Origin of the sequence: Stenotrophomonas maltophilia, from assembly GCF_047497515.2 — a bacterium.
In the GTDB taxonomy this organism is placed as follows: domain Bacteria; phylum Pseudomonadota; class Gammaproteobacteria; order Xanthomonadales; family Xanthomonadaceae; genus Stenotrophomonas.
This window is the reverse complement of the sequence record NZ_JAXAXL020000016.1, coordinates 62,200-89,029: the sequence shown is the minus strand read 5'-3', so window position 1 is coordinate 89,029 and position 26,830 is coordinate 62,200. Positions and strand designations below refer to the sequence as shown.

At 68.2% G+C, this 26,830-nt stretch carries 23 protein-coding genes; 17 read left to right on the top strand and 6 right to left on the bottom strand.

The genetic code is table 11. The features are described from left to right. The first annotated feature begins 12 nt into the window (after positions 1-12). Genes ACMZPQ_RS18620 through ACMZPQ_RS18610 form a run of 3 tightly spaced genes read left to right on the top strand, consistent with a single transcriptional unit; the run spans position 13 to position 3,030 of the window. On the top strand, positions 13-510 hold the full coding sequence (locus tag ACMZPQ_RS18620) for a hypothetical protein (protein ID WP_197581756.1): 498 nt from the start codon (positions 13-15) through the stop codon (positions 508-510). Further along, positions 497-2,194 carry a T6SS phospholipase effector Tle1-like catalytic domain-containing protein gene (locus tag ACMZPQ_RS18615; RefSeq protein WP_197581754.1) on the top strand — a complete coding sequence of 566 codons (1,698 nt, stop codon included), beginning with the start codon at positions 497-499 and terminating at the stop codon, positions 2,192-2,194. Before ACMZPQ_RS18620 ends, ACMZPQ_RS18615 begins: the two co-directional genes overlap by 14 nt. Before the next feature lie 56 nt (positions 2,195-2,250). Further along, positions 2,251-3,030, top strand: a complete 780-nt coding sequence (locus ACMZPQ_RS18610; RefSeq protein ID WP_197581752.1) for a CDP-diacylglycerol diphosphatase — start codon at positions 2,251-2,253, stop codon at positions 3,028-3,030. On the opposite strand, the gene ACMZPQ_RS18605 is transcribed toward ACMZPQ_RS18610, so the two are convergent. Further along, positions 3,027-3,626 (bottom strand): GNAT family N-acetyltransferase, encoded by a 600-nt coding sequence (locus tag ACMZPQ_RS18605; RefSeq protein ID WP_312647138.1) that lies wholly within the window; start codon positions 3,624-3,626, stop codon positions 3,027-3,029. The genes ACMZPQ_RS18610 and ACMZPQ_RS18605 overlap by 4 nt on opposite strands. 206 nt (positions 3,627-3,832) lie before the next feature. Here ACMZPQ_RS18605 and ACMZPQ_RS18600 point away from each other — a divergent pair, with 206 nt between their 5' ends. Further along, complete coding sequence (locus ACMZPQ_RS18600; protein ID WP_197581748.1) at positions 3,833-6,559, top strand: TonB-dependent receptor domain-containing protein; 2,727 nt, start codon at positions 3,833-3,835, stop codon at positions 6,557-6,559. Between the two features lie 80 nt (positions 6,560-6,639). On the opposite strand, the gene ACMZPQ_RS18595 is transcribed toward ACMZPQ_RS18600, so the two are convergent. Further along, on the bottom strand, positions 6,640-7,284 hold the full coding sequence (locus ACMZPQ_RS18595; protein ID WP_197581746.1) for a hypothetical protein: 645 nt from the start codon (positions 7,282-7,284) through the stop codon (positions 6,640-6,642). Positions 7,285-7,470: 186 nt separating this feature from the next. On the opposite strand from ACMZPQ_RS18595, the gene ACMZPQ_RS18590 reads away from it, so the two are divergent. Next, the gene (locus tag ACMZPQ_RS18590) at positions 7,471-8,631 is read left to right on the top strand and encodes an amidohydrolase family protein (protein ID WP_197581744.1); all 1,161 of its coding nucleotides are present in this window, start codon (positions 7,471-7,473) and stop codon (positions 8,629-8,631) included. 369 nt (positions 8,632-9,000) lie between these two features. Here the strand turns inward: ACMZPQ_RS18590 and ACMZPQ_RS18585 are convergent, their stop codons facing one another. Then, the gene (locus tag ACMZPQ_RS18585) at positions 9,001-9,438 is read right to left on the bottom strand and encodes a DUF3806 domain-containing protein (protein WP_197581742.1); all 438 of its coding nucleotides are present in this window, start codon (positions 9,436-9,438) and stop codon (positions 9,001-9,003) included. Between the two features lie 114 nt (positions 9,439-9,552). Next, positions 9,553-10,434: a LysR substrate-binding domain-containing protein gene (locus ACMZPQ_RS18580; RefSeq protein ID WP_197581740.1), complete on the bottom strand. Its 882-nt coding sequence runs from the start codon at positions 10,432-10,434 to the stop codon at positions 9,553-9,555. Between the two features lie 122 nt (positions 10,435-10,556). Here ACMZPQ_RS18580 and ACMZPQ_RS18575 point away from each other — a divergent pair, with 122 nt between their 5' ends. The 5 genes from ACMZPQ_RS18575 to ACMZPQ_RS18555 all read left to right on the top strand — a co-directional run bounded on the left by ACMZPQ_RS18575 (position 10,557) and on the right by ACMZPQ_RS18555 (position 16,124). Beyond that, the gene (locus ACMZPQ_RS18575) at positions 10,557-11,258 is read left to right on the top strand and encodes an ankyrin repeat domain-containing protein (RefSeq protein WP_197581738.1); all 702 of its coding nucleotides are present in this window, start codon (positions 10,557-10,559) and stop codon (positions 11,256-11,258) included. Between the two features lie 51 nt (positions 11,259-11,309). Then, positions 11,310-12,767: an amidohydrolase family protein gene (locus ACMZPQ_RS18570; protein WP_197581736.1), complete on the top strand. Its 1,458-nt coding sequence runs from the start codon at positions 11,310-11,312 to the stop codon at positions 12,765-12,767. Positions 12,768-12,910: 143 nt separating this feature from the next. Further along, positions 12,911-13,966, top strand: a complete 1,056-nt coding sequence (locus tag ACMZPQ_RS18565; protein WP_312646931.1) for a sensor histidine kinase — start codon at positions 12,911-12,913, stop codon at positions 13,964-13,966. Continuing rightward, on the top strand, positions 13,963-14,685 hold the full coding sequence (locus tag ACMZPQ_RS18560) for a LytTR family transcriptional regulator DNA-binding domain-containing protein (RefSeq protein ID WP_197581732.1): 723 nt from the start codon (positions 13,963-13,965) through the stop codon (positions 14,683-14,685). The genes ACMZPQ_RS18565 and ACMZPQ_RS18560 overlap by 4 nt, the downstream gene beginning before the upstream one ends. 107 nt (positions 14,686-14,792) lie before the next feature. After that, entirely contained in the window at positions 14,793-16,124 is a 1,332-nt protein-coding gene (locus ACMZPQ_RS18555; protein WP_197581730.1) for an acyl-CoA thioesterase/BAAT N-terminal domain-containing protein, read from the top strand. Positions 16,125-16,179: 55 nt separating this feature from the next. On the opposite strand, the gene ACMZPQ_RS18550 is transcribed toward ACMZPQ_RS18555, so the two are convergent. Together ACMZPQ_RS18550 and ACMZPQ_RS18545 are read right to left on the bottom strand one after the other, a co-directional pair. Then, positions 16,180-16,833 (bottom strand): response regulator, encoded by a 654-nt coding sequence (locus tag ACMZPQ_RS18550; protein ID WP_197581728.1) that lies wholly within the window; start codon positions 16,831-16,833, stop codon positions 16,180-16,182. Continuing rightward, a complete protein-coding gene (locus ACMZPQ_RS18545) occupies positions 16,830-19,853 on the bottom strand; it encodes a sensor histidine kinase (protein ID WP_197581726.1) in 3,024 nt (1,007 codons plus the stop codon). Before ACMZPQ_RS18545 ends, ACMZPQ_RS18550 begins: the two co-directional genes overlap by 4 nt. 96 nt (positions 19,854-19,949) lie before the next feature. Here ACMZPQ_RS18545 and ACMZPQ_RS18540 point away from each other — a divergent pair, with 96 nt between their 5' ends. From ACMZPQ_RS18540 to ACMZPQ_RS18510, 7 genes are all read left to right on the top strand, one after another. Beyond that, entirely contained in the window at positions 19,950-20,282 is a 333-nt protein-coding gene (locus ACMZPQ_RS18540; protein WP_197581724.1) for a hypothetical protein, read from the top strand. Between the two features lie 77 nt (positions 20,283-20,359). Next, the gene (locus ACMZPQ_RS18535; RefSeq protein WP_312648085.1) at positions 20,360-20,776 is read left to right on the top strand and encodes a helix-turn-helix transcriptional regulator; all 417 of its coding nucleotides are present in this window, start codon (positions 20,360-20,362) and stop codon (positions 20,774-20,776) included. Further along, positions 20,773-21,429 (top strand): hydrolase, encoded by a 657-nt coding sequence (locus ACMZPQ_RS18530; protein ID WP_197581720.1) that lies wholly within the window; start codon positions 20,773-20,775, stop codon positions 21,427-21,429. The genes ACMZPQ_RS18535 and ACMZPQ_RS18530 overlap by 4 nt, the downstream gene beginning before the upstream one ends. 2 nt (positions 21,430-21,431) lie before the next feature. After that, positions 21,432-21,857 carry a DoxX family protein gene (locus ACMZPQ_RS18525; protein ID WP_197581719.1) on the top strand — a complete coding sequence of 142 codons (426 nt, stop codon included), beginning with the start codon at positions 21,432-21,434 and terminating at the stop codon, positions 21,855-21,857. 119 nt (positions 21,858-21,976) lie between these two features. Continuing rightward, positions 21,977-23,824 (top strand): amidohydrolase family protein, encoded by a 1,848-nt coding sequence (locus tag ACMZPQ_RS18520; protein ID WP_197581768.1) that lies wholly within the window; start codon positions 21,977-21,979, stop codon positions 23,822-23,824. Next, entirely contained in the window at positions 23,803-25,086 is a 1,284-nt protein-coding gene (locus ACMZPQ_RS18515; protein ID WP_197581717.1) for an alginate export family protein, read from the top strand. The genes ACMZPQ_RS18520 and ACMZPQ_RS18515 overlap by 22 nt, the downstream gene beginning before the upstream one ends. Beyond that, positions 25,080-26,729 carry an MFS transporter gene (locus ACMZPQ_RS18510; protein ID WP_197581715.1) on the top strand — a complete coding sequence of 550 codons (1,650 nt, stop codon included), beginning with the start codon at positions 25,080-25,082 and terminating at the stop codon, positions 26,727-26,729. Before ACMZPQ_RS18515 ends, ACMZPQ_RS18510 begins: the two co-directional genes overlap by 7 nt. The last annotated feature ends 101 nt before the right edge of the window (positions 26,730-26,830 follow it).

Genomic DNA, 26,830 nt, shown 5'->3' with positions numbered 1-26,830 from the left:
GAGATCGCGATGATGAGCAACAAGTACCTGTGGTGGAGCGCGCTGGCGGTGATCGCGCTGCTGGTGGTAGGCGTCGGCTGCAGCCGGGCAATGGCCCGCGGCAAGACGCCGATCATGTCGTTGTTCGCGTTCAACTACAGCCCGTACTACCTGGCCGATGTGCGGGTCGATGGGCAGTTTCTGGGAGGGTTGGACGGCTACACCAATGGCGGCTCCGGGATGGGGCCGCGTGCCCCCCGCGGCAAGGGGCCGGACAGCGTGCGCGTGCGCTGGATCGAGGCCAACCGCTACGATCTGGCCACCAACCGCTACCTGAGCGAAGGGCACCGCGTGCCCCGTGAAGCGGTGGTGCCGCTGAAGACACCGTATCCGCCCAACCCGGCCACCCTGCTGCTGCATTTTTACGCCGACGGCCATGTCGAGGCCGAGCTGCTGGACAAGGGCGTGAACAAATGGGATGTGCGACGCATGCCGGTGCCTAAGGAGCACAAGGACCATGACCAGTACTGATCCGACCGCGATTCCGGGCCAGGTCGATCTCGAGCCTGGTACCCCCGATCCGGTGGCACAGGCCGAGGGCACGGCGCGCACGGCGCGGCTGGCGCGCGGTACGCGTCCGTTGAGCGATGCCGAGCGCCGCCGTCGCCAGGAAGCGATGTGCGGCACGGTGCCCGACAAGGAAGCGGCCACCACCGGCTGCACGCAGAGCCTGCATCTGTGCATGTTCTTCGACGGTACCGGCAACAATCGGGAAGAGGAGCTGGCCAAGGATGAAACGGAGCGAGCGCTTTCCAACATCGCCCGGCTCTACGATGCGCATGTGAAGGATCGTCGCAACAGCAAGCGCCAGTACCTGGCCGGCGTAGGAACGCCGTGCCCGGAAGTCGGTGACAGTGGCGGCCTGCTCGGGTTGTCGATCGGCAAGGGCGGACGCGAGCGCATCGACTTCGCGTTGCAGGCGTTGGACGAGTTGATCGACAGCCAGCCCGAGCCGATGCGCATCCTGGTAGTCAGTGTGTCGGTACTGGGTTTTTCGCGCGGGGCGGCGTCGGCACGCGCGTTCGCACGCGACCTGGCCGCGCGCTGCCGCCGTCAGGCCGATGGCACCTGGCTGTACCGCGAACGCATCCCGCTGCGGATCGGCTTCATGGGCGTGTTCGATACGGTGTGCTCGGTGTGGCCCAGCCTGGCGGCGGCGGCGGTGAACTATCGCAACGGGCATACTGGCTGGGCCGAAGGCATGGCGGTTCCGGAGATCGTGGAGCAGTCGGTGCACATGACCGCCGCCCACGAGCTGCGTGGCCAGTTCCCGCTGGATTCGACGCGCGAGCACGCGCTCTACCCGGCCAACACGGTGGAAATCTGGTTCCCGGGCGTGCACTCGGATGTGGGCGGCGGCTATGACCCGCAACACCAGGGACGCCAGAACAGCATCGCGCGCTTTGCCCTGAACGAGATGTATGACATGGCGCAGGCCGGAGGGGTGCTGTTCAACCCGATCAGCTTGCTGGAAGACCACGTCAAGGCCGAATTCGACAAGCAGGATCCGGAGTTGCAGGCAGTGTTCAATGCTTACCTGCAGGCGTTGCGGGTCAAGCGTGGGCGGATGGAGGACGTGCAGGCATCGCACATGGAGCTGCTGTACCGCTGGCTGCGGGTGCGCGTGGCACGCGGTGATAAACTGCCGTCGATGCAGCGGCTGGCGGCGCGCGAGGAAGCGCTGCGCGAGCAGGTGCGGACCCTGCGGCGGCGCCAGTCGCAGCTGCCATCCCCATGGAGCAACGACAACCTGCATCTGGCTGACCAAGGGAATGCGGACAAGACGGCCGAATGGAACCGGGTGTCCGACGAGCTGAAGGCCCGCGACGACGAGCTTTCGGCGGTGAGCAAGCAGCGCCGCGGGCTGGAGAAGGAAAACGACACGATGCTCGGCAAGATCGTCGGCCTGCGCCGCCGCCGCGAGCGTGGCGCGACGCTGACGATGGCCGAGCGGGTGACCCTGGAGTCGTGGGACAACACCACGCTGCTGCCGCCGGAGGTGGAGGCCTTCTTCGACGGCTACGGCCACGATTCGGTAGCGCACTGGTTCATCGGCAACCTGAGCCAGTGGCGGGTGTTGTACTTCGGTGCCACCAAGTACACGCCGGGCAAGGTGGAAGAGAAGGCCGAGGCCACCGAGGCGGTGCCTGGCTGAGAAGGCAGGCTACACTACGCGCCGCGGCCGCAGGCCGAGCCATCGATGTGAGTGCCGTGCCCCGTCTGCCGTTGCTGTTGTCCTTGTCGCTGCCCGTGCTGGCGGGCTGTGCCAGCGCGCCCCCGCCGCCGGCCCATTCCGATGCGCTGTGGCGGCTGATCGAACGTGATTGCGGTGGCGCCGAGGGGCCGCGCGGTGACTGCCTGCAGGTGGAACGGGCGGCCGATCGCCGCGACGTGCTGGTCAAGGATGCGCATGGCGACTACCAGTTTCTGCTGATGCCGCTGGACAAGGTCAGCGGTATCGAGAACCGCAGCCTATACCAGCGTGGTGCGCCGAACTACTTCGCCGCGGCCTGGCAGGCGCGCGGGCATACCGAGCAGGCCTTGGGCCAGCCGCTGCCGCGGGCGGTGGCCAGCCTGGCGCTGAATTCGCCGCACGGCCGTTCGCAGCACCAGTTGCACATCCATGTCGACTGCCTGCGCGCCGACGTGTTGCAGGCACTCGATGCACACAGCGATGCGCTTGGCACGCAGTGGGCGCCGCTGCCGGTGCCGCTGCGTGGTCACGTGTACCAGGCACGCTTGCTGCCCGGCGCGGAACTGACCGCCAATCCGCTCAACCTGTTGGCCTACGGTCTCAGCGGCGTGGACGATGTCGGCCAGTGGAGCCTGGTGGTGGCCGGCCGCGACAACGTCCAGGGTGCGCCAGGCTTCATCCTGCTTGCCACCCGCCTGGATGCGGGCAGCGGCAACGAGGCCAGCGGCGAAGAACTGCAGGACCACGCCTGCGCGGTGCTGACCGGCGCAGGCAAGGTGCTGGAGCGGGTTCGCTAGCCGATCCGTTGCTGGCAGTTGCGCCACGTCGGTGCGGTGAGCGCCAACAACTGGCGGTCGTGCCATCCCTCCGCATCCAGGTGGTGATCGCGCAGGATACCTTCGTGGGTGAAGCCTTGGCGCTGCAGGGCCTGGGCGAAGGGCGTAGTGCAGCCCGGCGGCAGCAGCACAAAGACACGGTGCAGGCCGACACTGTCGAACAGGAACGGGCACAGCGCCTGGAGGGCCTGCTGTGGGTAGACATGCTGGTGGTGCAGCGACTGCAGTTCGGCACAGCGCGAGTGCAGTGACTGCAGGCGCACATGCAGCTGGTCAATCAGGGCGCCCTGTGCATCGTCGAACACGCCCAGCACCAGCTGGTCGTTGTCCTGCTCCAGCCGTGAGCGATGGATGCTGGCAAGGAACCGCGCTTCTTCGTCGATGCCAGGCGGATGCGGCTGGCTGCGTTGGCGGCGGTCGTCGAAGACGCGCCAGCGCGGCAGGTCGGTGCGCTGGAAGGAGCGCAGGGTGACCGGTGCGGCCGGCAGTTGCAGCAGGTGCCGGCGCAGGACCGGACGCAGCGGGGTGAGGTGGGTGTGGTATGCAGTGTCTTTCATCCGGGCACGATGCGATTGCATGGCACGCGGAACCATTCAATTCGTTGCAAAAACGCCGGGGAAGGCTGATTCGGTTCAGGCATAAGTCCATCAGGGCTGGTCATTTCCGTTGAAACCATCCATTCAGGACACTTTCGTTACGGGATCGTTATGCGCCGCACAGGTCGCTGGCCCCGTACCACCCGCCCAACTCCCCCAGGAAGCCCATGTCCGCCTCCCCCAAGGCGCTGCGCCCGCGTCCGCTGGTGCTCGCGCTGTCGTCCCTGATGCTGGTCTCGCTGCCGGCCTTCGCGCAGGAAAGCGCACCCACCTCGCTACAGGAAGTAAAGGTCACCGGCTCGCGCATTCCGCGTGCCAGTGTCGAAGGGCCGTCGCCGGTGACGGTGATCAGCCGCGAGCAGATCGATGCGCAGGGTTACCGCAATGCCTTCGATGCGTTGAGCGCGCTGACCGAGAACACCGGAAACGTACAGGGTGAGGACTTCGGCAATACCTTCACCCCGGCCGCCAACACCATCAATCTGCGAGGGCTGGGCCCGAACCGGACGCTGGTACTGGTCAACGGCCGCCGCCAGGCCGACTACCCGCTGGCCTACGAAGGCTCGGTGAACGTGGTCAACCTGGCCAACATTCCGAGCGCGCTGATCGAGCGGATCGAGGTGCTGGCAGCGGGCGCATCGGCGGTGTACGGCTCCGACGCCATCGCCGGCGTGGTCAACATCATCCTCAAGGACCGCTTCGAGGGCGTGGACGTGAACGTGCGCGCCGGCGGTACCCAGCAGGGCGGCGGCGACAACCAGCGCGTGCAGGTGGTCGGTGGCAGCTCCGGTGAACGCTGGGAAGGCCTGTTCGGCTTCGAATTCGACGTTCGCAAGGCGATCCATGCACGCCAGCGCGACTTCATGGACTCGCTGGACGATGATCCGAGTGGAAAGGCGCCGCAGCCGACGGCGGTTGCCTACCGTCGCAATGCCGCCACGGGCCGCAACATCGACCCGGGCGTGGGTGGGTGCGATGCTGCGGCGAGCATCTATGGGGGCAGCGTGTTCCGCGCCAACAACCCGCGCCAGGGTTGGTACTGCGGCAGCAACGAGGCGGCGGCCAGTTACTGGACTGTGCAGACCCAGAAACGCAACCTCAACGGCTATGGCCTGTTGACCTTCCATCTGGACGAGCGCACCGACCTGTTCGCCGACGTTGCGGTGGGCAGCGCACGCATCACCAACAATACCCGTGCCCCGAGCTGGACCTCGGCACGCAACTACTTCTACAACCAGGCCACCGGCAACCTGGAAAGCTGGTACCGCCGCTTCGCGCCGGAGGAGATCGGTGGCCTGCCGCGCAATGCCAATCGCTTCCTGGAAAATTCGTGGTCGTTCAACGTCGGCGCACGCGGCCAGATCGGCGACAGCGGCTGGGACTACGAAGCGGTCTACAGCCGTTCGCGCTACGAGAACCGTACCCGTCGCCCGGTGCTGCTGGCCGGCATCAACGAATACCTGCTCGGCCCGCAGCTGGGTGTGCGCAATGGCGTGGAAGTCTATGCGCCGGACCCGGCGCGCCTGTTCCAGCCGCTGACGCCGAACGAGTACCAGGGCCTGTCCGGCTACCAGGAGAGCCGCAACGCGGCGTGGCTGCAGACCTTCAGCGCCAGCGTCAACGGCCGCCTGTTCGCGCTGCCCGGTGGTGACGCCGCACTGGCGGCGGTGGTCGAGGCCGGCAGCCAGGGTTACCGCAATCGCCCCGACCCGCGCCTGGGCACCGGCGAGTTCTGGAACACCAGTGCCGGCATCGGCGCCGGCGGTGATCGTGATCGCTATGCGGCGGGTGTTGAACTGCAACTGCCGTTGCTGCAGTCGTTGACCACCACCCTGGCCGGTCGCTACGACCAGTATCGTGCCGGCGGCGAGCACCTCGGCAAGGCCACCTGGAGCTTCGGCGTGGAGTTCCGCCCGATCGAGAGCCTGCTGGTCCGGGGCTCGGCGGCGACCAGCTTCCGCGCGCCCGACATGAACTATGTCTTCGCCACCGAGACCCGCGGCTACAACCCCGGCATGACCGACTACTGGCGTTGCCGCACCGCGGGCCAGCCCTACGCCAACTGCGACTACAACGGCCTGTCGATCGACTACAGCAACCGCGCCAACCCGCAGCTGCAACCGGAGACCGCAAAGTCCTATGGCTTCGGCGTGGTCTGGTCGCCGCTGGCCGGGCTGGACTTCAGTGCCGATTACTACAACATCCGCATCGACAATGAGGTGACCAGCCTCGATACCAGCCGCATCCTGCGTGACGAGGCCGACTGCCGCCTCGGCCGCACGCTGGGCGGCGAGGCGCGCGAGATCGGTTCGCCGCTGTGCCAGGACGCGCTGGCGCGGGTGATCCGCAATCCATCCAACGCTACCGTGCAACCAGACCAGGTGACCCGCGTGCTGATCAACCCGATCAACGCGGCGTCCGAATCGGTGCGCGGCCTGGACCTGAAGGGCAACTGGCGCTTCAATGCCGGCCGCTACGGCCGCTTCACCACGCGCCTGGCCTACACCGTGGTGCTGGAACACACGTACCGGCAGTTCTCGGACGATCCGGAGCGCGACATCCGCAATTCGCTGGATGACTACCAGTGGCGCAGCAAGGTCAACGGCAGCGTCACCTGGAACCAGGGTGACTGGACCACGACGCTGTACGGCAACCGTTTCGGCTCACTGCCGAAGACCGACGGCAGTGGTCGCATCGCACCGTACATGACCTACAACGCCAGCGTGTTCCGCCAGTTCGGTGAGAACCTGTCGGTGGGTGTGATCGTCAACAACCTGCGCGACAGCCGCCCGCCAGCGGACAGGAACGGCGGTGGTTGGCCGTTCTATCCGGTCGGCAACTACGACCCGTATGGCCGCCAGTACTGGCTGCAGCTGGACTACCGGTTCCGCTGATCCCGCTGCAAGCGAAAGGCCCGGCATTGCCGGGCCTTCTTCGATCTCCACGTGGGGGTGCCGCTGTACCCGGCGCCGGTTCAGGGCAGTGCCTGCACCAGGTACGACTCGATGACGTAGCTGAAAGGCTGCTGCTGGCGGTCGCGCAGCAGTGCCCGTACCTCCAGGATCACGCCGTGGTCGCCCTCACCACGTGGCGGCCAGAACGTCTGGTCGGCCAAGGTCTGGCGCTGGAAGCCGAGCGGGCCGACCACGCGGCCGAACGGTTCGTCGGTACTGTCCAGCACCTGGTTCATGGCCGGACTGAGGTGGCCGGGCAGGTACCAGTTGTCCGCCTCCGACAGTACGCGGCTGCCGCAGACCAGCTGCACGCGGCGGTAGCGCAGTGCGCTGCCCGGCTGCGTTGCGCCCAGCGCCTGCAGCACATCAGGCGGGGCGGCCTTGTCCTGGCCATGCACGCGCACCGCCCGCACCCGCGCCTGTTCGGCCAGGCCGTGTTCGGCGCACCAGTGTTCCAGGGTGGCCGTCGCACTCTGCCCAGCCAGCACGCGCTGGTGCAGGTGTTCGACCAGCGCGGCCGATGCGATGCGCTGCTGGCCCGGAGGCGCCTGCAACGGCGCTGCGGCGGCGGCATCGGTGGCGGACAGGCTGGCGATCGGAGCGGCAGCGAGCAGGGACGCGGCCTGCCAGCGGCGGAGACGATCGTGGCGGTCGGACGGGCCCATGCGGAATCACAGCGGAAACAGGCGCCTATGGTACCCGTTCAGGCGTGTGCACGGCGTGGCAGCGGTCGGGCCGTGGCTACGGCATTCATCGTTCTGATGAATGCAAGGCATCCAGATATTTCGTTGGCCGATGGAGATGCCGGGGGCGCAGGATGGCGCCATGACTTGGTTTTCCGGGAGTTTCCGATGACGCTTCAGTTCGTCCATGGAGGCGTGGACTGCGATGGTGCGCCGTTGCATTTCCACATCCGCAACGGACGTATCAGTGGCCTGAACGCAGAGGGCGCGCCGCGTGAAGGTGCAGAAAGCGTCGATCTGAGAGGCTTTGCCGTTCTGCCGGGCCTGGTCGACGGCCATATCCACCTGGACAAGAGCTTCGTGGGTGACCGTTGGCATCCACATCAGCCGGTGAGCAGCCTGCGTGAGCGGCTGGCGGTGGAGAAGGCGGCGGTGGCGGGCGCCGCACCGATGGTCGACCGTGCCGAGGCGCTGATCCGCCAGTGCAGTGGTTTCGGCACGGTGGCGATGCGCTGTCACGTCGACATCGATGCCAGTACCGGCCTGCGCCATCTGGACGCGGTGCGTGAGGCGGCGCTGCGCTGCGCCGACATCATGCGCATCCAGCTGGTGGCGTTCCCGCAGGCCGGGGTGATGTCCTGTGCCGGCACGGCGGCCGTGCTGGAGCAGGCCCTGGCGGCGGGCGTGGAAGTGCTGGGGGGCGTTGACCCGACCACGCTGGATGGTGATGCCGAGGGCCAGCTGGCACTGTTGTTCGGGCTGGCCGAGCGCTACGGCGTGCGGCTGGACATCCATCTGCATGAACCCGGTGAGATTGGATTGGCCCAGTTGCTGCGCATCGCGGGGCGGACCCGGGCGGCTGGCCTGCAGGGCAGAGTGGCGGTCAGCCATGCCTATTCGTTGGGTGAAGTGCCGCTGGCGCGCGCGCTGCAGGTCGGCGAGGCGCTGGCCACGGCCGGCGTGGCGATCATGAGCAATGCACCGGGCGACCATCCGTTCCCGCCGCTGCGCGCGCTGCATGATGCCGGCGTGCGCGTGTTCGCCGGCAATGACAACATCCGCGACTGCTGGTGGCCGTACGGCAATGGCGACCTGCTGCAGCGGGCGATGCTGCTGGGCTACCGCTCCGGCTTCTACACCGATGCCGATCTGAAACTTGCGCTGGACATGGTCACCGCCCATGCCGCTCAGGTGATCGGGTTACCGCAGTACGGCCTTGCGGAGGGCCTTCCAGCCACCTTCGTGGCGGTGCGTGCCGACCATGGCCCGGCGGCCGTGGCAGGGGTGCCCGCGGAACGCCGCGTGGTGGTCGACGGCAGCTGGCTGTAGATCCACGCCATGCGTGGATGAGCATGGCCGCGGGATGGCTGCATCCACGCATGGCGTGGATCTACCGTGCAAGGGTAATGCGCGGAAGGCACCGCTACGCCGCACCGTGCGTCGTTGCGCCGAGCCATGTGCGGTGGTGGACGGCCGCTGGCTGTGGATCCAGGCATGGCGTGGATCTACCGTGCAAGGGTATTGCGCGGATGGCGCCGCCTCGCCGCACCGTGCCTCGTTGCGCCGAGCCATGCGCGGTGGTCGACGGCGCTGGCAGTAGATCCACGCCATGCGTGGATGCGGCGTGCCGTGCCATTGCGCGGATCGAACCACCACGCCGCACCATCCCTGTAGCGCCGAGCCATGCCCGGCGGGGCTTCAAACGTAATCGTCGGCGCGGGTCGCGACGAACTCCTCCAGCCATGCCAGCAGGTGGGCAATGTCGATCACCTCGCCCTGCTCGACGCGCTTGAGCAGCAGTGTGCTGGCGCCGATCTGCAGGCTGCTGTCGGCATAGCGCAGCACCGCGTCGATGCCCCAGGCGTCGGTGACCTGCATCCACGCCAGGCCCGGCACGCGCTGGGCCAGGGTGTCGCCGAACGCCACGCCAAGTGCTTCCCATCCGTCGCCGTCGTCACGGTCGATCAGCTCGGCGTCGACCACACGCTGCAGCGTGCTGGCTGGCAGCGGCCATTGCACTGGCAGAGTGGGAAAGCCGGCCGCCACGCGTGCAGCGATCAACGACCGCTGGTGTTGCAGATGGGTCTGCAGGGCAGCGGGCAGGGGATCGAAACGGGTGGGGATCTCATCGGACATGACAGGGCGCGTTGGAGCACGGAAACAGTGGGCACTGTAGGGGGCGGGGGATGTTGACGCACAGCCAGGTTGATCATGTTTCGATGATCAATGCGCGAGTTCCATATGGCTCGATCAATCCGGTTCGCGCTGCACCTGCCGCCACAACTCGCCCGCCAGCGCGCGCACCGCATCATCGGCATCGGCGCGATGCAGCAGGCCGATCTCGTAGTTGTCGATCACCGGCAGGCCGCGCTCGCCATCGATGATGCTGTGCTCGCGATTGACCGCGCGGCGTGGCAACAGGCTGATGCCGATGCCGTCGGCCACCGCGCCCTGGATGCCGCTGAGCGATGAGCTGGTGAAGGCGATGCGCCAGCGCAGGCCCAGTGCTTCCACGGCGTGGATCATCTCGTCGCGGTACAGCCCGCGCGGCGGGAAGGTGACCAGCGGCAGCGGATCCTGGTGCAGGCAACTGCTGCGCAGGCTGTCGATCCAGTGCATGGGCTCACGCCGGCAGTGCACGGCCTGGCGCGTGTTACGACGCTGTTTGACCAGCACCAGGTCCAGCTCGCCATGGTCGAAGCCGTGCGCCAGGTCGCGGCTCAATCCGCTGCTGATCTCCAGCTTCACCTGCGGATGGCGACGGCTGAAGGCCGCCAGCATGCGGGTGGTCTGCGCATTGACGAAATCCTCGGGCACGCCGATGCGTACGGCGGTCTCCACGGTGGCGCCGGCCAGCGCCTGGGCCATCTCCTCGTTCAGGTCGAGCATGCGCCGCGCGTAGCCGAGCAGGGTGTGGCCGGCATCGGTGGGATGCACGTCGCGGTGGCCGCGTTCGAGCAGGCGGTGCCCGGCCAGTTCCTCCAGCCGGCGCACCTTCTGGCTGACCGTGGACTGGGTCGAATGCAGGCGCGTGGCGGCGGTGGTGAAACTGCCGCAGTCTGCCACCATCACCAGCGCCCGCAGCAGGTCCAGTTCGAACAGGGTTCTATTCGATTTGGCACTGTCTGGCATTTGAACATTTCACTTCTGGATGCACGTGGCGACTTCTACCATGCGCAGCAACCACCGGCAATGCCCGGCCATTGCGAGCGCCGCGCGACGTGCTGCGGTGATGGACAGGAGGAGACACCGACATGCGCTTCCATCGTTGCCGTGCCTGGCCTGCGCCGTTCGTGCGCGTGCTGCTGGTGTGCTTGCTGGCCATGGTCACGCCCGCCTGCACCGCCACCTCCCGGGCGGACGCCGATGCCCACCTGCGTGATGCCGCTAGCCGTGGCGATGCCGAGGCCGTGCGCGAGGCAATCGGGCAGGGCGCCGATCTGGAGGCACGCGACGGCCAGGGCCGCACCGCGCTGCTGCTGGCCACACGCGGCAACAACGTGGATGCTGCGCGCGAGTTGATCGAGGCCGGTGCCGACGTCAATGCCAAGGATGCGTTGCAGGACAGTGCCTACCTGTACGCCGGTGCGCGTGGCTTGGATGAAATCCTGGCGATGACGCTGGCGCACGGCGCTGATCTGCGCAGCACCAACCGCTACGGCGGTACCGCGCTGATTCCGGCCGCCGAGCGCGGCCACGTCGCCACCGTGCGCACGCTGCTGCGCGCAGGCGTGGCGGTGGATCATGTCAACCGCCTGCACTGGACCGCATTGCTGGAAGCGATCCTGCTCGGCGATGGCGGACCGCGTCATGTGCAGATCGTGCAGCTGCTGCTCGATGCCGGTGCCGATCCCGAACGGGCCGACGGCGATGGCGTGACACCGCTGGCGCATGCCCGTCAGCGTGGCTACACCGCCATTGAAACCCTGCTGCGCCAGCACGGCGCCGCGCGCTGAGGCCCGACCCCTTCCACCCGCACGCTGGGCGTGCCCACCAGGATGCTGTCCATGTTCCGTTTCCATTCGCTGTCTCTTGCCGTCCTTGTTGCGGTGGCCCCGCTGTCGGCCTCGGCCGCCGAGCGTGCCGACTTGCTGATCCGCAATGCCACCGTGGTGGACGTCGAACACGCCAGCACGCTGCCTGGGCAGAGCGTGGTGATCCGCGGCGAGGACATCGTCGCCGTTGGTCCGGACGCGCAGCTGCGCAGCCAGTGGAAGACTACCCGCCAGATCGATGCCAAGGGCAAGTACCTGATCCCGGGGCTGTGGGACATGCACGTGCACTTCGGTGGCGGCCCGGCGCTGATCGAAGAGAACAAGGCGCTGCTGCCGCTGTACATCGCGCACGGCATCACCACCGTGCGTGACTGCTCCGGCGACCTGCCCGAGCAGGTGCTGCAGTGGCGTGGCGAGATCGCCAACGGCACGCTGTTCGGGCCGCGCCTGCTCAGTTCGGGCGCGAAGATCGAAGGCATCAAGCCGGTCTGGAAGGGCACGATCGAAGTGGGCAGCGAGGCGGACGTCGACAAGGCGATCACCCGACTGCAGCACGACAAGGTCGATTTCGTGAAGATCACCGACAGCACGCTGAAGCCGGAGCTTTTCCTGTATTCGGCCAGTGCCGCACGCAAGGCCGGCTTCAAGGCCTCGGGCCATATCCCGATGGCGCTGACCGTGGAGCAGGCCGTCGATGCCGGGCTGGCTTCGATTGAGCACCTGGACTATGCGTTCAAGGCTGGCAGCAAGGACGAGGCGCAGATCGCCGCCGACTTCGCTGCCGGCCGCATCGATCGCGCCGAAGCCAACCGGCGGATCGACGCCAGCTTCGACCGCGATACCGCGATGCGCGCCTACCGCGATTTCGCCACGCGCGGCGTGTTCGTGACCCCGACCCTCAACGGTGGCCGCATCCTCGACTTCCTCGACCAGGATGACCACGCCAACGACCCGTACCTGGCCTACATCGGCCCGGGCCTGCGCGCGACCTACCAGTGGCGCGTGGACCGCGCCGCCAAGGCCACGCCCGCGCAGATCGAAGCCCGTCACGCGCAGTACCACCAGGTGGCCGCGGTGCTGCCGCTGCTGCAGGAAGCCGGCGTGACGATCATTGCCGGTACCGATGCGGGCTTCCTCAACTCGTTCAACTTCCCGGGCATTGCGCTGCACCAGGAACTGCAGCTGTTCGTGAAGGAGGGCCTGAGCGCACCGCAGGCGCTGTCGGCGGCGACCCGTTCCGGCCCGGCCTGGTTCGGCCAGATCGATCGCTACGGTGGCGTGGCCACCGGCAAGGCCGCCGACCTGGTGCTGCTGACCGCCAATCCGCTGCAGGACATTGCCGCTACCGGGAAGATCGACAGCGTGATCCTGCGCGGCAACGTGTACGACCGAGCGGCGCTGGACAAGATGCTGGCAGATACCAAGGCCAAGGTGGCGGCCTGGAATGCCGAGGCTGTGAAAGCTGACTGATTGCCGGGTGGGACCGAATCCACGCATGGCGTGGCTGACCAGCAGTAGATCCACGCCATGCGTGGATAAGCCCTTGCTTCCGGCACGGGAAGGATGAGCGCCGGACACCTAGCATGGTGGCCGGTTCCCGTTCGACGCCGTGCATGTCCGTTGCCCCTGCCTGCCTGTTGCCTGCTCCCGAAGCACCTCTGTCGCTGCCGCGCCCGTATGCGGTCATGCTGGGGCTGTGGGCGTTGCTGATCGCTACGGCGGTGCCGGCGGTGCATTTGAGCCAGCAGCCTGGCGGTGTGTTGCCGGCGGCCTTGTTCATCCTGGGCGCGGAGCTGCCATGGATGCTGGCGACGCTGCCGCTGTGGGCGGCGTGCCGGCGCTGGCCGCTTCCCGGGCGGCGACACCTGCTTGGCTGGTTGCTGTCGGGCCTGCTGCTGACCCCGCTTCTGACCGTACTGGGCTGGGGGCTGGGCCACTCGCTGCTGCAGCTATGGCAGGCCCAGCCACCGCCCTCGCCGCCGCAGGTGGTGCGCGCGATCGGCATCACTGCGTTGTTCGCGTTGCCGACCTTCATCGCTGTGGCCGGTGTCGGTCATGGACTGGCGTGGCTGCAACGATTGAAGGCGCAATCAGAGGCCCTTCAGCTGGCTCGCGACGTGGCCCTGCGCCAGCATCTGCAGCACCACTTCCTGTTCAATGCGCTCAATGCCATCGGCGGACTGGCGTTGCAGCGGCCGGCGGTCGCTGACAACGCGCTGGCACAGCTGTCGTCATTGTTGCGCGATACCCTGCAGTGCCCATCACGGCGCGCCCTTGCCGACGAACTGGCATCTGCGCAGGACCATGTCGCGCTGCACTCGCTGTTGCACGACGAAGCCCTGCATCTGCACCTGCAGGCCAGCGCGGACGCCTTGGCCTGGCAGGTGCCGGGCCTGCTGCTGCAGCCCTTGATCGAGAACGCGGTCGTGCACAGCGGTTGGCGGCCGGGTGACCCACCTCTGCGGATCGACCTGCGGGCCGACGTGCGCGATGGCGCGCTGGGTGTATCCCTGTCCAATCCCTGCCTGCGCGCCTCGCGAGCCGATGGGCTCGGCAGCGGCCTGGCGGCGCTGCAGCGCCGTCTCACCATGATGGGTGGGCATCTGGAGTACGGTGGTGACGGTGCAGTCTTCCGTGCCAGTGTGAGCGTGCCGGAATGCACAGCGTGACGCGTCCATTGAGCGTGCTGCTGGTGGACGATGTGGCGCTGGCACGCGATCGCCTGCGCGTGCTGATGGCAGCGATGCCGCAGGTACGGGTCGATGCCGAGGCGGCCAGCCTGGCCCAGGCGCGCCAACTTTTGCAGGGCCGGCGCTTCGATCTGCTGGTGCTGGACCTGGTGCTGCCTGATGGGCGCGGCTGGGAGCTGCTGCAGCAGCAGCCAGCGCTGGCCGCGCACACGCTCTTCGTCACCGCGCTGCCGCAGCATGCCCTGCGTGCCTTCGAGCTGGGCGTGGCCGATTACCTGCTCAAGCCGGTGGCGCTGCCACGGCTGCAGGACGCGATCGCTCGCGTGCGGAGGTTGGCCGGACTGGCCGAACCCGGGGAGGACGGTGCAAGGACGCTGGCGGTGCCAGGCAGCGGCGGGGTGCAGTATCTGCCGCTGGCACAGATCGACTACATCGACATGGCCGGGCACTACGCGTGCGTGCATGTGGGCACGCAGCTGCACCTGCTGCGCGAGTCGCTGGCGCACCTGGCCGATCGGTTGGGCGATGGCGGGCTGCTGCGCGTGCATCGTTCGGTGCTGGTCAATCCGCTGCGCGTGCAGTCTTTGATCGAGCGCCACAACGGCGATGCGCTGCTTGAACTGGCCGGCGGTGCGCAGGTGCCGGTCAGCCGCAGCTACCGGTGCGCGCTCGAGGCGGCGCTGGCGGCACGCGCCTGAGCCACGGCCGGTGCCAGCGAGGGCACGGTTGATGCCATCGGCAGCGCTTCGCATGCGGCAAGGGCCGCGAGCTTGTCACGCTGCGCGTTTCCGGGTGAGGGCAGGGCATGCAAAAGCGTCAGGGCTGGGGCGGGTTGTTGGCGGTGCTGGCGCTGCTTGCGCTGCCCGCGATGGCCGCGGTACGTGTTGAAGTAGACGATCACCAGGGGCGCTCCGATCGGGTCCCTTCAATCACCATCGACGGCCTGGCCGCCGCCGAAACGGTGCAGCTGCGGCTGTCCATGCGGGACCACCGTGGCCAGCGCTGGCAATCAGAAGCGCGGCTGCGTGCCGACTTCCGCGGTGTCGTTGATACTGCCCGCAGCGGTGCGGAGCAGGGCAGCTACCGTGGCGTGGATGCCGCCGGCCTGATCTGGTCGATGCAGCCGCAGCAGGGGCATGCCGTCGCTTTGCCCCTGCAGTGGCCGCGCACGGCCGATGGGCTGGGCTTCCAGGCACGCGAATTCGAACTGGAAGTGGAGCGCGCCGGTTCCGTGGTCGCCCGACGGACCCTGAAGCGCCATCTGATGCTGCCCGGCGTAACGGTGCAACGCGTCGAGATCGATGGACGCGAGGCGCGCCTGTACCTGCCGGCGAACATGCGCGCCGGTACAGCTGGGCCGGCGCTGGTGGCCCTGGGCGGTGCCGAAGGGGGGTTCGAGGGCGGGGACACTTATGCCGCCTGGTTGGCCAGCAATGGCTACGTCGCGCTGTCGGTTGCGTGGTACCGCGGGCCGGGCGTGCCGAAGGACCTGATCGAAGTGCCGCTGGAGACGGTGCGTGATGCCGTTCTCTGGCTGCAACGCCAGCCGCAGGTGGACCGGCAGCGGGTCGGCCTGCTGGGCGGATCCTGGGGCGGCATCGTGACCATGGCCACGGCCGCGCACCTGCCGCAACTGCGCGTGGCGGTGTCGTGGGTGGGGACGCCGGCGCCGTTCCGAGGCATCGCACGTGACGTGGCGCCGGCCGATTTCCGCGCGGTGGATCGCTCGCCGTTGAGCTGGCAGGGCACGCCGCTGCCGTGGCTGCCGTATCGGGAGGAGGTGGACTGGGGACGGCCCGGGCCACAGTGGGAACCGGCGCTGCGCGCGGCCATGCTGCCGATCGGGAAGATCGCCGCGCGAACATTGTGGGTGGGCGGCGGAGACGACCGGCTGGGTGATTCCGGTGTAATGCTGGCGGTTGCGCAGCGAACGCTGGCCGCGGCAGGGCGTGGAGATCGGGATCGGTTCCTGTACTACGGCGATGCCGGTCACCTGATCACGCCGATCCTGCAACCGACCACCCATCGTCACGATGTGGGGCCTTACCTGCAGGTGGGCGGAACGCCTGAGGGGCACGCGCGCGCCGATCGTGAGGTGGGGCCTGCGGTGCTGGCCTTCCTGGCGGAGGCCCTATAGCCGGCTGGGATTCATCCACGCATGGCGTGGATCTACCGATCGTGGGATCTTCGCGTCAATCGTGACCGCTGTCGTCCAGGCTGATGATGCCGCGCCGCAGTGCCTGGGTGACCGCATGCGTTCGATCGCCGACGCCAAGCTTGTCCATCAGGCTCTTCATGTGGGCCTTCACCGTCTGCTCGGAGATCTGCATGCGCTCGCCGATGCGCTTGTTCGACAGACCGCTGGCGACGTGCCGCAGGACCTCGGTCTCGCGTGGCGACAGGCGGTCTTCCACCACGTGCGCGGCGATGCTGGCGGCCACCGCCGGTGGTATCGGCGCGCGCCGGCCACCGGCCACCATGCGGATGGTGTCGACCAGCTCGTGGCGCAGCATGTCCTTCAGCAGATAGGCGCTGGCACCGGCCTGCAATGCGCGTACCGCGCGCACGTCGCCGCGGTAGGTGGTGAGGACGATGATGCGCGCGCGCGGGTCGATTGCGCGTATCCGCACGATTGCTTCCACACCGTCCAGGCGTGGCATCTGCAGATCCATCAGCACGACATCCGGCCGCAGCTGCTGGTAGCGTGCGATCGCGTCCTCGCCATCGGCGGCTTCACCGAGCAGGCGCAGGTCGCCCTGCGCACCCAGTAGTGCCGCCAGGCCGTCGCGCAGCAGGGGGTGATCATCGACCACCAGTACGCCGATCGGGGAAGGGGTCTCGGTCATGCGTCGGTTCTACTCCAGGGCCAGCGCCAACGTGGCGCGCGGCGTTGATACAGGCGCCGTGCGGGAACCGCGAGCGCCACTTCGGTGCCCAGCCCGGAGCGGGTCCACAGCTGCAGTTCCGCACCCAGCCGTTGCGCGCGCTCGCGCATGCCCTGCAGGCCCCAATGGCCATGCCCGGCATTCTCATCGGCAATGCCGATGCCATCGTCACGCACATGCAGCAGGAAGCAGCGTGCGCCGTAGGACAGCTCCACTTCGATGGCGCTGGCCTGGGCATGGCGCAGCGCATTGCGGATCGCCTCGCGGCCGATCAGGAACACTTCCTCGGCGGCGTCGATCTGTAGGGGGGGCGTTGCCCCTTCCACGGTCAGGCGCAGCGGATTGGTGCCATGGCCCGCATATTCGGCATGTACATCGGCCAGCGCCGAGGCCAGATCGCGGCCGGCGAACGGGCCGTCACGGAGCGCGTTGACCCGCTCGCGGCCTTCCGCCAGGTTGCGTTCCGCCAGCTGCATGGCAGCTTCAAGCTGGCCGCGCACCGGCTCCGGTGTCTGCGCCGACTGGCTGATTGCGTGCAGGCGCAGGATCAGGCCCTGGCTGCCCTGCAACAGGGTGTCGTGCAGGTCACGCGCGATGCGTTCGCGCTCGCCATTGCGCTCCTGCAGCCGCGCGCGGAACAGCGCCGCCAGCTGGCCGCTGCGGATGCGCACCGCCATCATCAGCAGCGCCAGCAGCCCGGCTGCGCACAGCAGCTTGAACCACACGGTCTGCACGAAGGTGGGCGCGATGCGGAAGCTGCGGCTGGCCGGGGACGCGCTCCAGATGCCGTCCTCGTTGGCCGCTTCCACCTCGAAGCGATAGTTGCCAGGTGCCAGATTGGTGTAATACGCGCGCGTGCTGCTGCCCGCGTCCTGCCAGGCCTCATCGACGCCGGACAGGCGATAGCGGTAGCGGTTGCGCTCCGGTCGCGCCAACGACAGGGCCACATAGTCGATCTGCAACTGGCTGGTGCCGGCCGGCAGGCGCAGGCCGTCGCGCAGCGGCTGCTGTTCGCTGCCATACAGCACGTCGCCGATGCGTACGCTGGGCGGGGTGGTGTTGACGTGGGTACGGGTGGTGTCCAGCCAGGCCAGGCCCTGGTTGGTGGCCAACCACAGCAGGCCGTCGCCTGCCAGGGCCGCGGTGGAAATCGGCCCACTCTGCAGTGCGATGCCGGGCATGCCGTCCACGGCATCGAACAGGCGCGGTGTCACCTGCAGGCCGGCAGGCAGGGCGCGACGCAGCTGGCTGCTCTGCAAGCGCACCAGGCCCCGGCTGCCGTTGAGCCACAGGTGCCCGCGTGCATCAGCGACCATGCCGGTGATGCCTTCGAGCACGCCGGCCACGTCGGTGCGCACCGTAACGAATCGACCCTCGCCGACACGCACGGCCAGCCCGGCTTCGCCAGCCACCAGCAGCAGGTCCTGGTGCTGCAGCACGGCGGTCACCGGCCCGACCGCCAACCCCTGCGCCACGCCGAAGGACTCCACGGCAGTGGCGCCCATGCGGCGCAGGCGACCATCGGCGTAGCCGAGCAGCAACTGGCCATGGCCGTCCAGTGCCAGTGAGGAGCAGGCCTGTTCGGGCAGGCGACGCTCGCGCTGCCATTGGCCCTCGCGGTAATGCAGCACACCGCGTTCCCCGGTGCAGACCCAGGCCTGTGCATCGTCGGGAAACAGCAACGCGTGCAGGGGTTGCCCAGTGAAGGGAGCAGGCAGCGGGATCAACGTGGTGCGACCGGCCACCGTACGCGCCAGGTTGACCCAGTCGAACTGCCAGATCGGCGTGGGCGCCTCGCGTGCTGCGGCCTGCAGCTGCGCTGCGCTGCCCTCCAGCAGGGTGCGGCGCAGGTCGTAGGGCCTGAGGTCTTCGCCGTAGCCATACACGCGTCCGTCGCTGGCCGTTACCAGCGAACGGTACGGATCGCTGGGTCCAACCGCGAGCGTATGCACGCTGCGTGCGCGGAAGCGGTTCAGGCCCAGGTTGGTGCCCACCCAGAGATTGCCCTCGCGATCGGCAATGATCGGCACCGCCGAGGTGGCGGTGAGGCCGTGTGGCGAATCGAAACGCTCCATGCGGGTGGCGCGCGTGCCCTCGAAGGTGACCCGGGCCACGCCGCCGTGCGGGCTCATCGTCGCCCACAGGGCGCCGTCGGCGGTGAACTGCAGGCGCGCGGCGACCAGCTCCGGCAGGCGCCGCGCTTCGCGTTCGCTGGCGCCCAGCAGCCCGTGCGCGTTGGCCAGCGGCGAGGTGCCGCCGATGCGGTCGGCCAGCCATACCTCACCCTGCGGGCTCTCTACCAGCGAGGCCATCTGGGAAACGGCGATACCGGTGTCGACAAAGGTCGCCTGATGTGGTCCACGCATCCAGACCCTCAGGTCGGCCAGCACCCAGAAGGTGCCGTGGCTGTCATGCAGCACCCACTGCACGCGGCGCTCCGGCAGGCCGGCGCTGGCCGGCAGGGGTTGCCAGCGTTGACCGTCGAAGCGGCGCAGTCCGCCATTGATCGCCGCCCACAGCTGCCCATCGCGGTCGTGGCTGAAGTGCGGCACCACGCCGACCGGTATGCCCTGTCCGCGACCGTAGTTGCGCAGTTGGTCGTGCGCGAGTTGGCTGATGCCGGCCTGGAAGTAGCCGATCCACATGGCGTCATCGTGGATCGCCAGGGTAACCATGTTGGTGGACGGGAAGCTGCTGCCCGGTGGTGGCGGCTGCCGCCCGAAGCGACGGCCGTCGAAGCGGTACAGCCCCGAGCCTGTCGCCAGCCAGAGCAGCCCGTCGCGATCCTGGGCGATGTCCCAGATGTCACCGGGCGCGCCCTGGCCGACCCGCCAGGCGGTGTGCTCGTAACCCGGCAGGCCGCTGCTCAGCACGGGATGCTGCACGGCAAGCGCGGGCAGGGCGGTCAACAACAGCAGGCACGTCAGCAGCGCCGGCAGGCGCTGCTGGAACGGGAAGGGGTGGCCACGCATGGCGGGCATTCTGGCAGGTGCGGGTCAGGCCAGGGTGACCCGAACGGGGTAGGCGCCGCGCGTGACCATCGGCTATCACGCCGGCATGCCCCGTGGAGCCCGGCCATGCAGCGCTTGTTCGTGATGTTTCCCGACCGTGGCCCGGGGCTGGGCCTGCTGTGGTTGCGGTTATGCGTGGCTGGCGCGCTGTGCCTGCCGGACGTGCCGGCCGGAGCGATGGCGGCGCTGTGCCTGCTGGCGGTGGCGATGCTCGTGCTGGGGGCGTTGACCCCGCTGGCGATTGCGCTTGCCGTCGTCGGCCTGCATGCCCAGGCAGCGCCGTGGCCGCTGGTGGTGCTGCCGCCGGCCCTGCTGGTGCTTGGTCCGGGGGCCTACTCGCTGGACGCACGATGGTTCGGACGCCGTGTGATCGGTCGCCGGCCTCCCCCATTCGGGTAGGTGCTTGCCCCGGCCGACGGGGGTAGGGGGGCGCGCCTGCGCCGCGCACCATGGGTCACCCTCTTGCAGCATCCCCGATGGCCACCGTTTCCCTGCCTGCTTCGCCTGCCGCACCGCTGGCCCCGCATCAGGCGGCGGCGTTGCAGCGCGCCCTGCGCTATGTCGACGAGCACCTGTCGCAGCCACTGCGTGTGACCGACCTCGCCGCTGCCGCCTGCGTCAGCCGCTTCCACCTGGTGCGCCTGTTCCGCAGCGGCACCGGTGCCAGCCCGCTGCGCTATGTACGCCGTCGGCGCATCGAGTGCGCCTGCCAGCTGCTGCCCGTCGCGCAGCTGCCGATGTCCACGCTCGCCCAGCAGCTGGGCTTCTTCGACCAGAGTCATTTCGTGCGCAGCTTCCGCGCCGAGACCGGCTGCAGCCCCGGGCAATACCTGGCCGGCGACACCGCGTTGCGGCTACCCACCGATCCTCTTTCCAACGGAGTCCACCCATGAGCCTTGCTACCGCCACCCCCGCCCCGGCCCTGCTGACGCCGACCGACCATGCGCTGGTGCTGATCGACTTCCAGTCGCAGATGGCCTTCGCCACCCATACCATCGACATCTCCGCGCTGCGCAACAATGTGTCGCTGATCGGCAAGGGTGCCAAGGGCTTCAACGTCCCGGTGCTGCTGACCACGGTGGCCGAAGCATCGTTCTCCGGCCCGATGTTCCCGGAACTGCCGGAGATCTTCCCGGGCCAGCCGGTGTTCGACCGCACCTCGATGAATACCTGGGAAGACCCGGCGGTGATCGATGAGATCAACCGCATCGGCAAGCGCCGGCTGGTCATGGCAGGACTGTGGACCAGCGTCTGTATCGTCGGCCCGGCGCTGTCGGCGCTGGCGCAGGGCTTCGAGGTCTACGTGATCACCGATGCCTGTGGTGACGTCAGCGAAGAGGCGCACGAACGCGCAATCACCCGCATGGTACAGGCCGGCGCGGTGCCGATGACCAGCGTGCAGTACCTGCTTGAGCTGCAGCGCGACTGGGCGCGCGGTGAGACCTACGACCTGACCACCGGCATCGCCCGTGACCACGCCGGTGGCTATGGCATCGGCATCCAGTACGCCAAGCGCATGTTCGGCGCGCAGGAAGGCGGGCACTGAGCATGCTGGCCGGCCATGGCCTCGACCTGGCCCTGCTGATGCTGCGGGTGGCAGCCGGAGGCTTCCTGCTGCCGCACGCGCTGGGCAAGCTGTTCGGCTGGTTCGGTGGCCCCGGGCTGGCCGGCTTCGCCACCGAGCTGCGCGGCTTCGGCCTGCCAGCGGCGGCACCGCTGCCGCTGCTGCTGGCCCTGCTGCAGGTGCTGTCCGGGCTGGCCGTGCTGCTGGGCTGGCAGGCCCGCGTCGCTGCGCTTGCGGCGGCCGCCTTCATTGGCTTCACCGTAGTGTTGGCCTTGCCCAGGGGCTGGTTCTGGATGCGCGGCGGCAGCGAGTACCCGTTGATGTGGACCACGGTACTGCTGGCGCTCGCGCTGACCGGGCCCGGCGCCTGGGCACTGGACGGCCAACGCCTTCCAGGAGACCTCGCATGAGTCACGATCCACTCGATCACGGCCGCCGCAACGTGGTGCTGGCTGGCGGCGCCGCTGTTGCGCTGGGCCTGGCCGGCGGTGCCGGTGCCGCACTCGATTCCACTTCCAAGGAGCGTCGCATGAGCACGCTGGTCATCCGCAATGCCCGCATCACCACCCTCGACCCACAGCAGCCGCATGCACAGGCGCTGGCCGTGCAGGACGGGCGCATCGTCGCCGTCGGCAGTGATGAGCAGATCATGCGCGACTGGGGCAACGAAGCGACCCTGATCGACGCGCAGGGCCGGCGACTGCTGCCCGGCCTCAACGACAGCCACACGCACCTGATCCGCGGTGGCCTGAACTACAACCTGGAACTGCGCTGGGATGGCCTGCGTTCGCTGGCCGACGCGATGGCGATGCTGAAGGCGCAGGTCGATCGCACCCCGGCGCCGCAATGGGTACGCGTGGTCGGTGGCTTCACTGCCGCGCAGTTCAACGAGAAGCGACTTCCGACCCTGCAGGAGCTCAACAGCATCGCACCGGATACGCCGGTGTTCCTGCTGCACCTGTATGATCGCGCGCTGCTCAATCGTGCCGCGCTGCGCGCCTGCGGCTATACCAAGGACACGCCGGACCCGCCGGGTGGCCAGATCGTGCGTGACTCACTGGGCAATCCTACCGGGTTGCTGCTGGCCAAGCCCAACGCGCTGATCCTGTACGCGACGTTGGCCAAGGGCCCACGCCTGCCGATCGAATACCAGGCCAACTCGACGCGCCACTTCATGCGCGAACTGAACCGCCTGGGCATCACCTCGGTGATCGATGCCGGCGGTGGCTTCCAGAACTATCCGGAGGACTACCAGGTGATCGAGCAGTTGCATCGCGACGATCAGCTGACGGTGCGCATTGCCTACAACCTGTTCACCCAGAACAAGGGCAAGGAAGTGGACGACTTCCGTGGCTGGAGCGAGATCCTGCAGCCGCGCCAGGGAGATGACCTGCTGCGCCACAACGGCGCGGGCGAGATGCTGGTGTTCTCCGCCGCTGACTTCGAGCTGTTCAACGAGCCACGCCCGGAGCTGCCGCCGGAGCTGGAGCCGGAGCTGCACGATGTGGTGAAGCTGCTGGTGGAGAAGCGTTGGCCGTTCCGCATCCACGCCACCTACGACGAAAGCATCACCCGCATCCTGGACGTGTACGAGCAGGTCAACCGTGAGGTGCCGTTCGATGGCCTGCACTGGTTCATCGACCATGCCGAGACCATCACTCCGCGCAACATCGAGCGCATCCGCGCGCTGGGTGGTGGCATTGCCGTGCAGCACCGCATGGCCTACCAGGGCGAAGCCTTCGTCGAGCGTTATGGCGTGCAGGCGGCGCGGCATACGCCGCCGGTGAAGCGGATGCTGGCCGAAGGCGTGCCGGTGGGTGCCGGTACTGATGCCACCCGTGTGGCCAGCTACAACCCATGGGTGGCGCTGTCCTGGCTGGTGACCGGGCGCACCGTTGGCGGCCTGGCCCTGTACGGCGATGAAAACCTGCTGGAGCGCGAACAGGCGCTGCGCCTGTGGACCCAGGGCAGTGCCTGGTTCTCGGGCGATGAAGCGGTGAAGGGCACACTGAAGGCTGGTCAGCTGGCCGACTTCATCCTGCTCTCGGCTGACTTCTTCCGCGTCGATGATGCACAGATTGCCGACATCACCAGCGTGCTGACCGTGGTGGGTGGCCGCATCGTGCATGCCGACGCCGACTATGCGGGGCTTGCGCCGCAGCTGCCGCCGGCGATGCCCAACTGGTCGCCGGTCAACAGGTTCGGTGGCTACCACGTGGGTGGCGCCGCGACCGGGCTGGCCGCTGCCCACCGCCATCACCACGGTGCGGCCTGCACTACGCATGGCGCCCATGGTCATGCCGCGCAGCACGCGGCACCGACCGACGACCTGACCGCGTTCTGGGGCGCGATGGGATGCTCGTGCTTCGCGTTCTGAGCCTGGCGCTGCTGGCCATGCCGGCGCTGGCGCAGGCCTGCGACGGCGGTCTCTGCAGCGATGCGGGCGACGGCCAACTACAATGGGATACGTCGTTGCGCGTGCGTGGCCTGTACTACGATCCGACCCGCTTCGGCATCGGCGGCGCAGAAGATGGCTACGGCCTGCTGCGTGCGCTGGCCTCGGCCACCTATGTGGAAGACACCTGGCAGGCGAAGCTGCAGCTGGGTGTGCATGGGGAGGATGGCAAAGCCGGTGGCCCCGGCCGTACCGATCGCAGCGCGCTGGACGTGCAGCAGGCGTACTGGCGCTGGCAACGCGGTGGCTTTCATCTTCAATTGGGGCGGCAGGAGGCCGGCTACGGCAGCTCGCGGCTGTTGTCGGTACGCGATGGGCCGAACATCCGCCTGGCCTTCGACGGAGCACGTGCAGGTTGGAAAGGCCGTCTCGGCGTGCTGGACCTGATGGTGCTGCGGCCTGTGGAGAACCGACCGGGAGCCTTCGATGACCGCGGCGAACACGGTGCCCACCTGTGGGTTGCGTACGCCACGACGGCACGCGGTCAGGCGACGGGCCAGTGGGACCTTTACCTGCTGGACTATCGCCGCGAGGGCGCGCGCTTCGCGGCGGGTTCCGGCACCGAGCGGCGGCAGACCCTCGGCGTGCGCTGGTTCGGCCAGGCCGACGCGCTGGACTGGAACAGCGAACTGGTCGCGCAGGGCGGCGAACTGCGCACCCCCGCCGGTGACCTCGGCATCCGTGCCTGGACGCTGGCTACCGATACCGGCTGGCGCTGGAGCAACCTCCCGCTGCAACCTCGGCTGGGACTGAAGGCCGATATCGCCAGCGGCGACGGCAATCTGCGTGATGGACGGCTGGGAACGTTCAACGCCTTGTTCCCGAAATCGGCCTACTTCAGCGAGGCCAGCCTGCTGGCGCCGGCCAACCTGATGGATATCCAGCCCACGCTGAGCCTGCGCCTGCACGACACGGTGACGACGGAACTGGGCGTACAGATGGCCTGGAAACATCGGCGCGCCGATGCGGTCTACACCACGCCGGCACCGCTGGTGGCGTTGCCAGGCACTGCCGGTGGCGCGCGCCGCATCGGCAACCAGTACAAATCCGAAACCCGCTGGCAGACCAGCGAACACTGGCAATGGCAGCTGCAGCTGGCCTGGGTCGATGCCGGTCCTGCACTGAAGCAGGCCGGCGGCCAGGACACGCTTTTCGCCTCGATCGTTGGAGCATGGCAATGGTGAACGCAACCGCGTCGCAACCTTCCGTACCGGCCACAGGGGCCTGGTCACCGTTGAAGATCCGGATGTTCCGTTCGATCTGGCTGGCGATCCTGGCCAGCAACATCGGCACCTGGGTCAATGATGTGGCCGCCGCCTGGGTGATGGCCGAGCGCACGGGTTCACCGTTGATGGTGGCGCTGGTGCAGTCGGCCACCACGGTGCCGATCGTGCTGCTGGCATTGGCCGCCGGCACGCTGGCCGACATCGTCGACCGCCGCAGGTACCTGCTGGCCACGCAGGGCTGGATGCTGCTGGTGGCGGCGGTGATGGCGGCGCTGACCGCGATGGACCTGCTGACCCCGCAGTTGCTGGTACTGCTGACCTTCTGCATGGGCTGCGGCGCGGCGATGGCGATGCCGGCACAGGCGGCGATCGTATCCGAGCTGGTGCCGCAGCCGATGCTGGCCTCGGCGGTGGCACTGAACTCGATCGGCATCAACATCGCGCGCTCGATCGGCCCGGCCATCGGCGGCGTGATCGTGGCGCAGCTGGGTGCGGTCTGGGCCTTCGGTTTCAACGCCATCACCTTCGCCGCGATGCTGTTCGTGGTGTGGGGCTGGAAGCGTGACCCGAAGCAGTCCAGCCTGCCACCGGAAGGCTTCGGTGCCGGCCTGAAAGCGGGCCTGCGCTATGCCAGCCGCGCCGGGCGGCTGCAGGCGGTGCTGATCAAATCGGTCGGCTTTTTCTTCTTCGCCGCGGCGATGAACGCGTTGCTGCCGGTGGTGGTGCGCGGGCAGATGCAGGGCGGGGCGGGGCAGTACGGCATGTTGCTGGGTTGCATTGGTTTCGGTGCGGTGGGTGGCGCGCTGCTGCTGCCGAAGCTGCGCGCACAGATGGACCGTGATCTGCTGGTGCTGCTGGCCACGCTGTCGCTGGCGTTGAGCCTGGTTGGCCTGGCCCTGACGCGCAGCTGGTACGTGCTGCCGATGGTGATGCTGGTCAATGGCTTTGCCTGGATCACCGTACTCTCTTCGCTGCAGATCGCGGCGCAGACCGCGGTGCCGGCGTGGGTGCGCGCGCGTGCGCTGGCGTTGTACATCATGGTGTTCTCTGCCGGCATGGCCGCTGGCGGCCTGAGCTGGGGCGCGCTGGCGCAGCGCACCTCACCGGAACTGGCGCTGCTGGTGGCAGCGGCCGGTGCGGTGATCGGCGGGCTGCTGGTCTGGCGCGTGCGCATCGCCGGTACTGAAGACCTGAACCTGCGTCCGGCCGGGCACTGGCCCGCGCCGGAACTTTCAGTACCGGTATCCAATGATCGCGGCCCGGTGCTGGTGACCATCGAATACCGCATCGACGAAGCCGATCGCAGTGCGTTCCAGGCGCAGATGCGCGCGCTGGGAACGATCCGTCGCCGTGATGGCGCCGTGGTCTGGGGCGTGGTCGAGGATGTGGCGACGCCGGGTATCCACCTGGAGTATTTCGTGACCCCGTCGTGGCTGGAGCACCTGCGCCAGCACGAACGCATCACCGCCGATGACAAGGCGATCCAAGAGGTGTTGCGCGAACTGCATCGCGGCGAACGGGCACCAGTGGTGCGTCACTTCGTGGGCGGCCATGACCCGCTACCCAAGGCCGGCGTTCCGCACCACCACAGCGACATCTGACCTGCCCTGGTAGGGCCGGCCGCTGGCCGGCTGCACAGGATGGCAAAGTTGCCGGCCAGTGGCCGGCACTACCGCAGGAGGGGGGGCGCTTTTGGGGGCGG

Coding starts and splice junctions, on each gene's coding strand:
- ACMZPQ_RS18585 (WP_197581742.1), bottom strand. CDS start 9,438: ATGTCCGATGAGATCCCCACCCGTTTCGATCCCCTGCCCGCTGCCCTG.
- ACMZPQ_RS18550 (WP_197581728.1), bottom strand. CDS start 16,833: ATGACCGAGACCCCTTCCCCGATCGGCGTACTGGTGGTCGATGATCAC.
- ACMZPQ_RS18590 (WP_197581744.1), top strand. CDS start 7,471: ATGACGCTTCAGTTCGTCCATGGAGGCGTGGACTGCGATGGTGCGCCG.
- ACMZPQ_RS18620 (WP_197581756.1), top strand. CDS start 13: ATGAGCAACAAGTACCTGTGGTGGAGCGCGCTGGCGGTGATCGCGCTG.
- ACMZPQ_RS18555 (WP_197581730.1), top strand. CDS start 14,793: ATGCAAAAGCGTCAGGGCTGGGGCGGGTTGTTGGCGGTGCTGGCGCTG.
- ACMZPQ_RS18600 (WP_197581748.1), top strand. CDS start 3,833: ATGTCCGCCTCCCCCAAGGCGCTGCGCCCGCGTCCGCTGGTGCTCGCG.
- ACMZPQ_RS18515 (WP_197581717.1), top strand. CDS start 23,803: ATGCTCGTGCTTCGCGTTCTGAGCCTGGCGCTGCTGGCCATGCCGGCG.
- ACMZPQ_RS18565 (WP_312646931.1), top strand. CDS start 12,911: ATGTCCGTTGCCCCTGCCTGCCTGTTGCCTGCTCCCGAAGCACCTCTG.
- ACMZPQ_RS18575 (WP_197581738.1), top strand. CDS start 10,557: ATGCGCTTCCATCGTTGCCGTGCCTGGCCTGCGCCGTTCGTGCGCGTG.
- ACMZPQ_RS18520 (WP_197581768.1), top strand. CDS start 21,977: ATGAGCACGCTGGTCATCCGCAATGCCCGCATCACCACCCTCGACCCA.
- ACMZPQ_RS18605 (WP_312647138.1), bottom strand. CDS start 3,626: ATGAAAGACACTGCATACCACACCCACCTCACCCCGCTGCGTCCGGTC.
- ACMZPQ_RS18595 (WP_197581746.1), bottom strand. CDS start 7,284: ATGGGCCCGTCCGACCGCCACGATCGTCTCCGCCGCTGGCAGGCCGCG.
- ACMZPQ_RS18570 (WP_197581736.1), top strand. CDS start 11,310: ATGTTCCGTTTCCATTCGCTGTCTCTTGCCGTCCTTGTTGCGGTGGCC.
- ACMZPQ_RS18510 (WP_197581715.1), top strand. CDS start 25,080: ATGGTGAACGCAACCGCGTCGCAACCTTCCGTACCGGCCACAGGGGCC.
- ACMZPQ_RS18535 (WP_312648085.1), top strand. CDS start 20,360: ATGGCCACCGTTTCCCTGCCTGCTTCGCCTGCCGCACCGCTGGCCCCG.
- ACMZPQ_RS18615 (WP_197581754.1), top strand. CDS start 497: ATGACCAGTACTGATCCGACCGCGATTCCGGGCCAGGTCGATCTCGAG.
- ACMZPQ_RS18525 (WP_197581719.1), top strand. CDS start 21,432: ATGCTGGCCGGCCATGGCCTCGACCTGGCCCTGCTGATGCTGCGGGTG.
- ACMZPQ_RS18530 (WP_197581720.1), top strand. CDS start 20,773: ATGAGCCTTGCTACCGCCACCCCCGCCCCGGCCCTGCTGACGCCGACC.
- ACMZPQ_RS18540 (WP_197581724.1), top strand. CDS start 19,950: ATGCAGCGCTTGTTCGTGATGTTTCCCGACCGTGGCCCGGGGCTGGGC.
- ACMZPQ_RS18545 (WP_197581726.1), bottom strand. CDS start 19,853: ATGCCCGCCATGCGTGGCCACCCCTTCCCGTTCCAGCAGCGCCTGCCG.
- ACMZPQ_RS18580 (WP_197581740.1), bottom strand. CDS start 10,434: ATGCCAGACAGTGCCAAATCGAATAGAACCCTGTTCGAACTGGACCTG.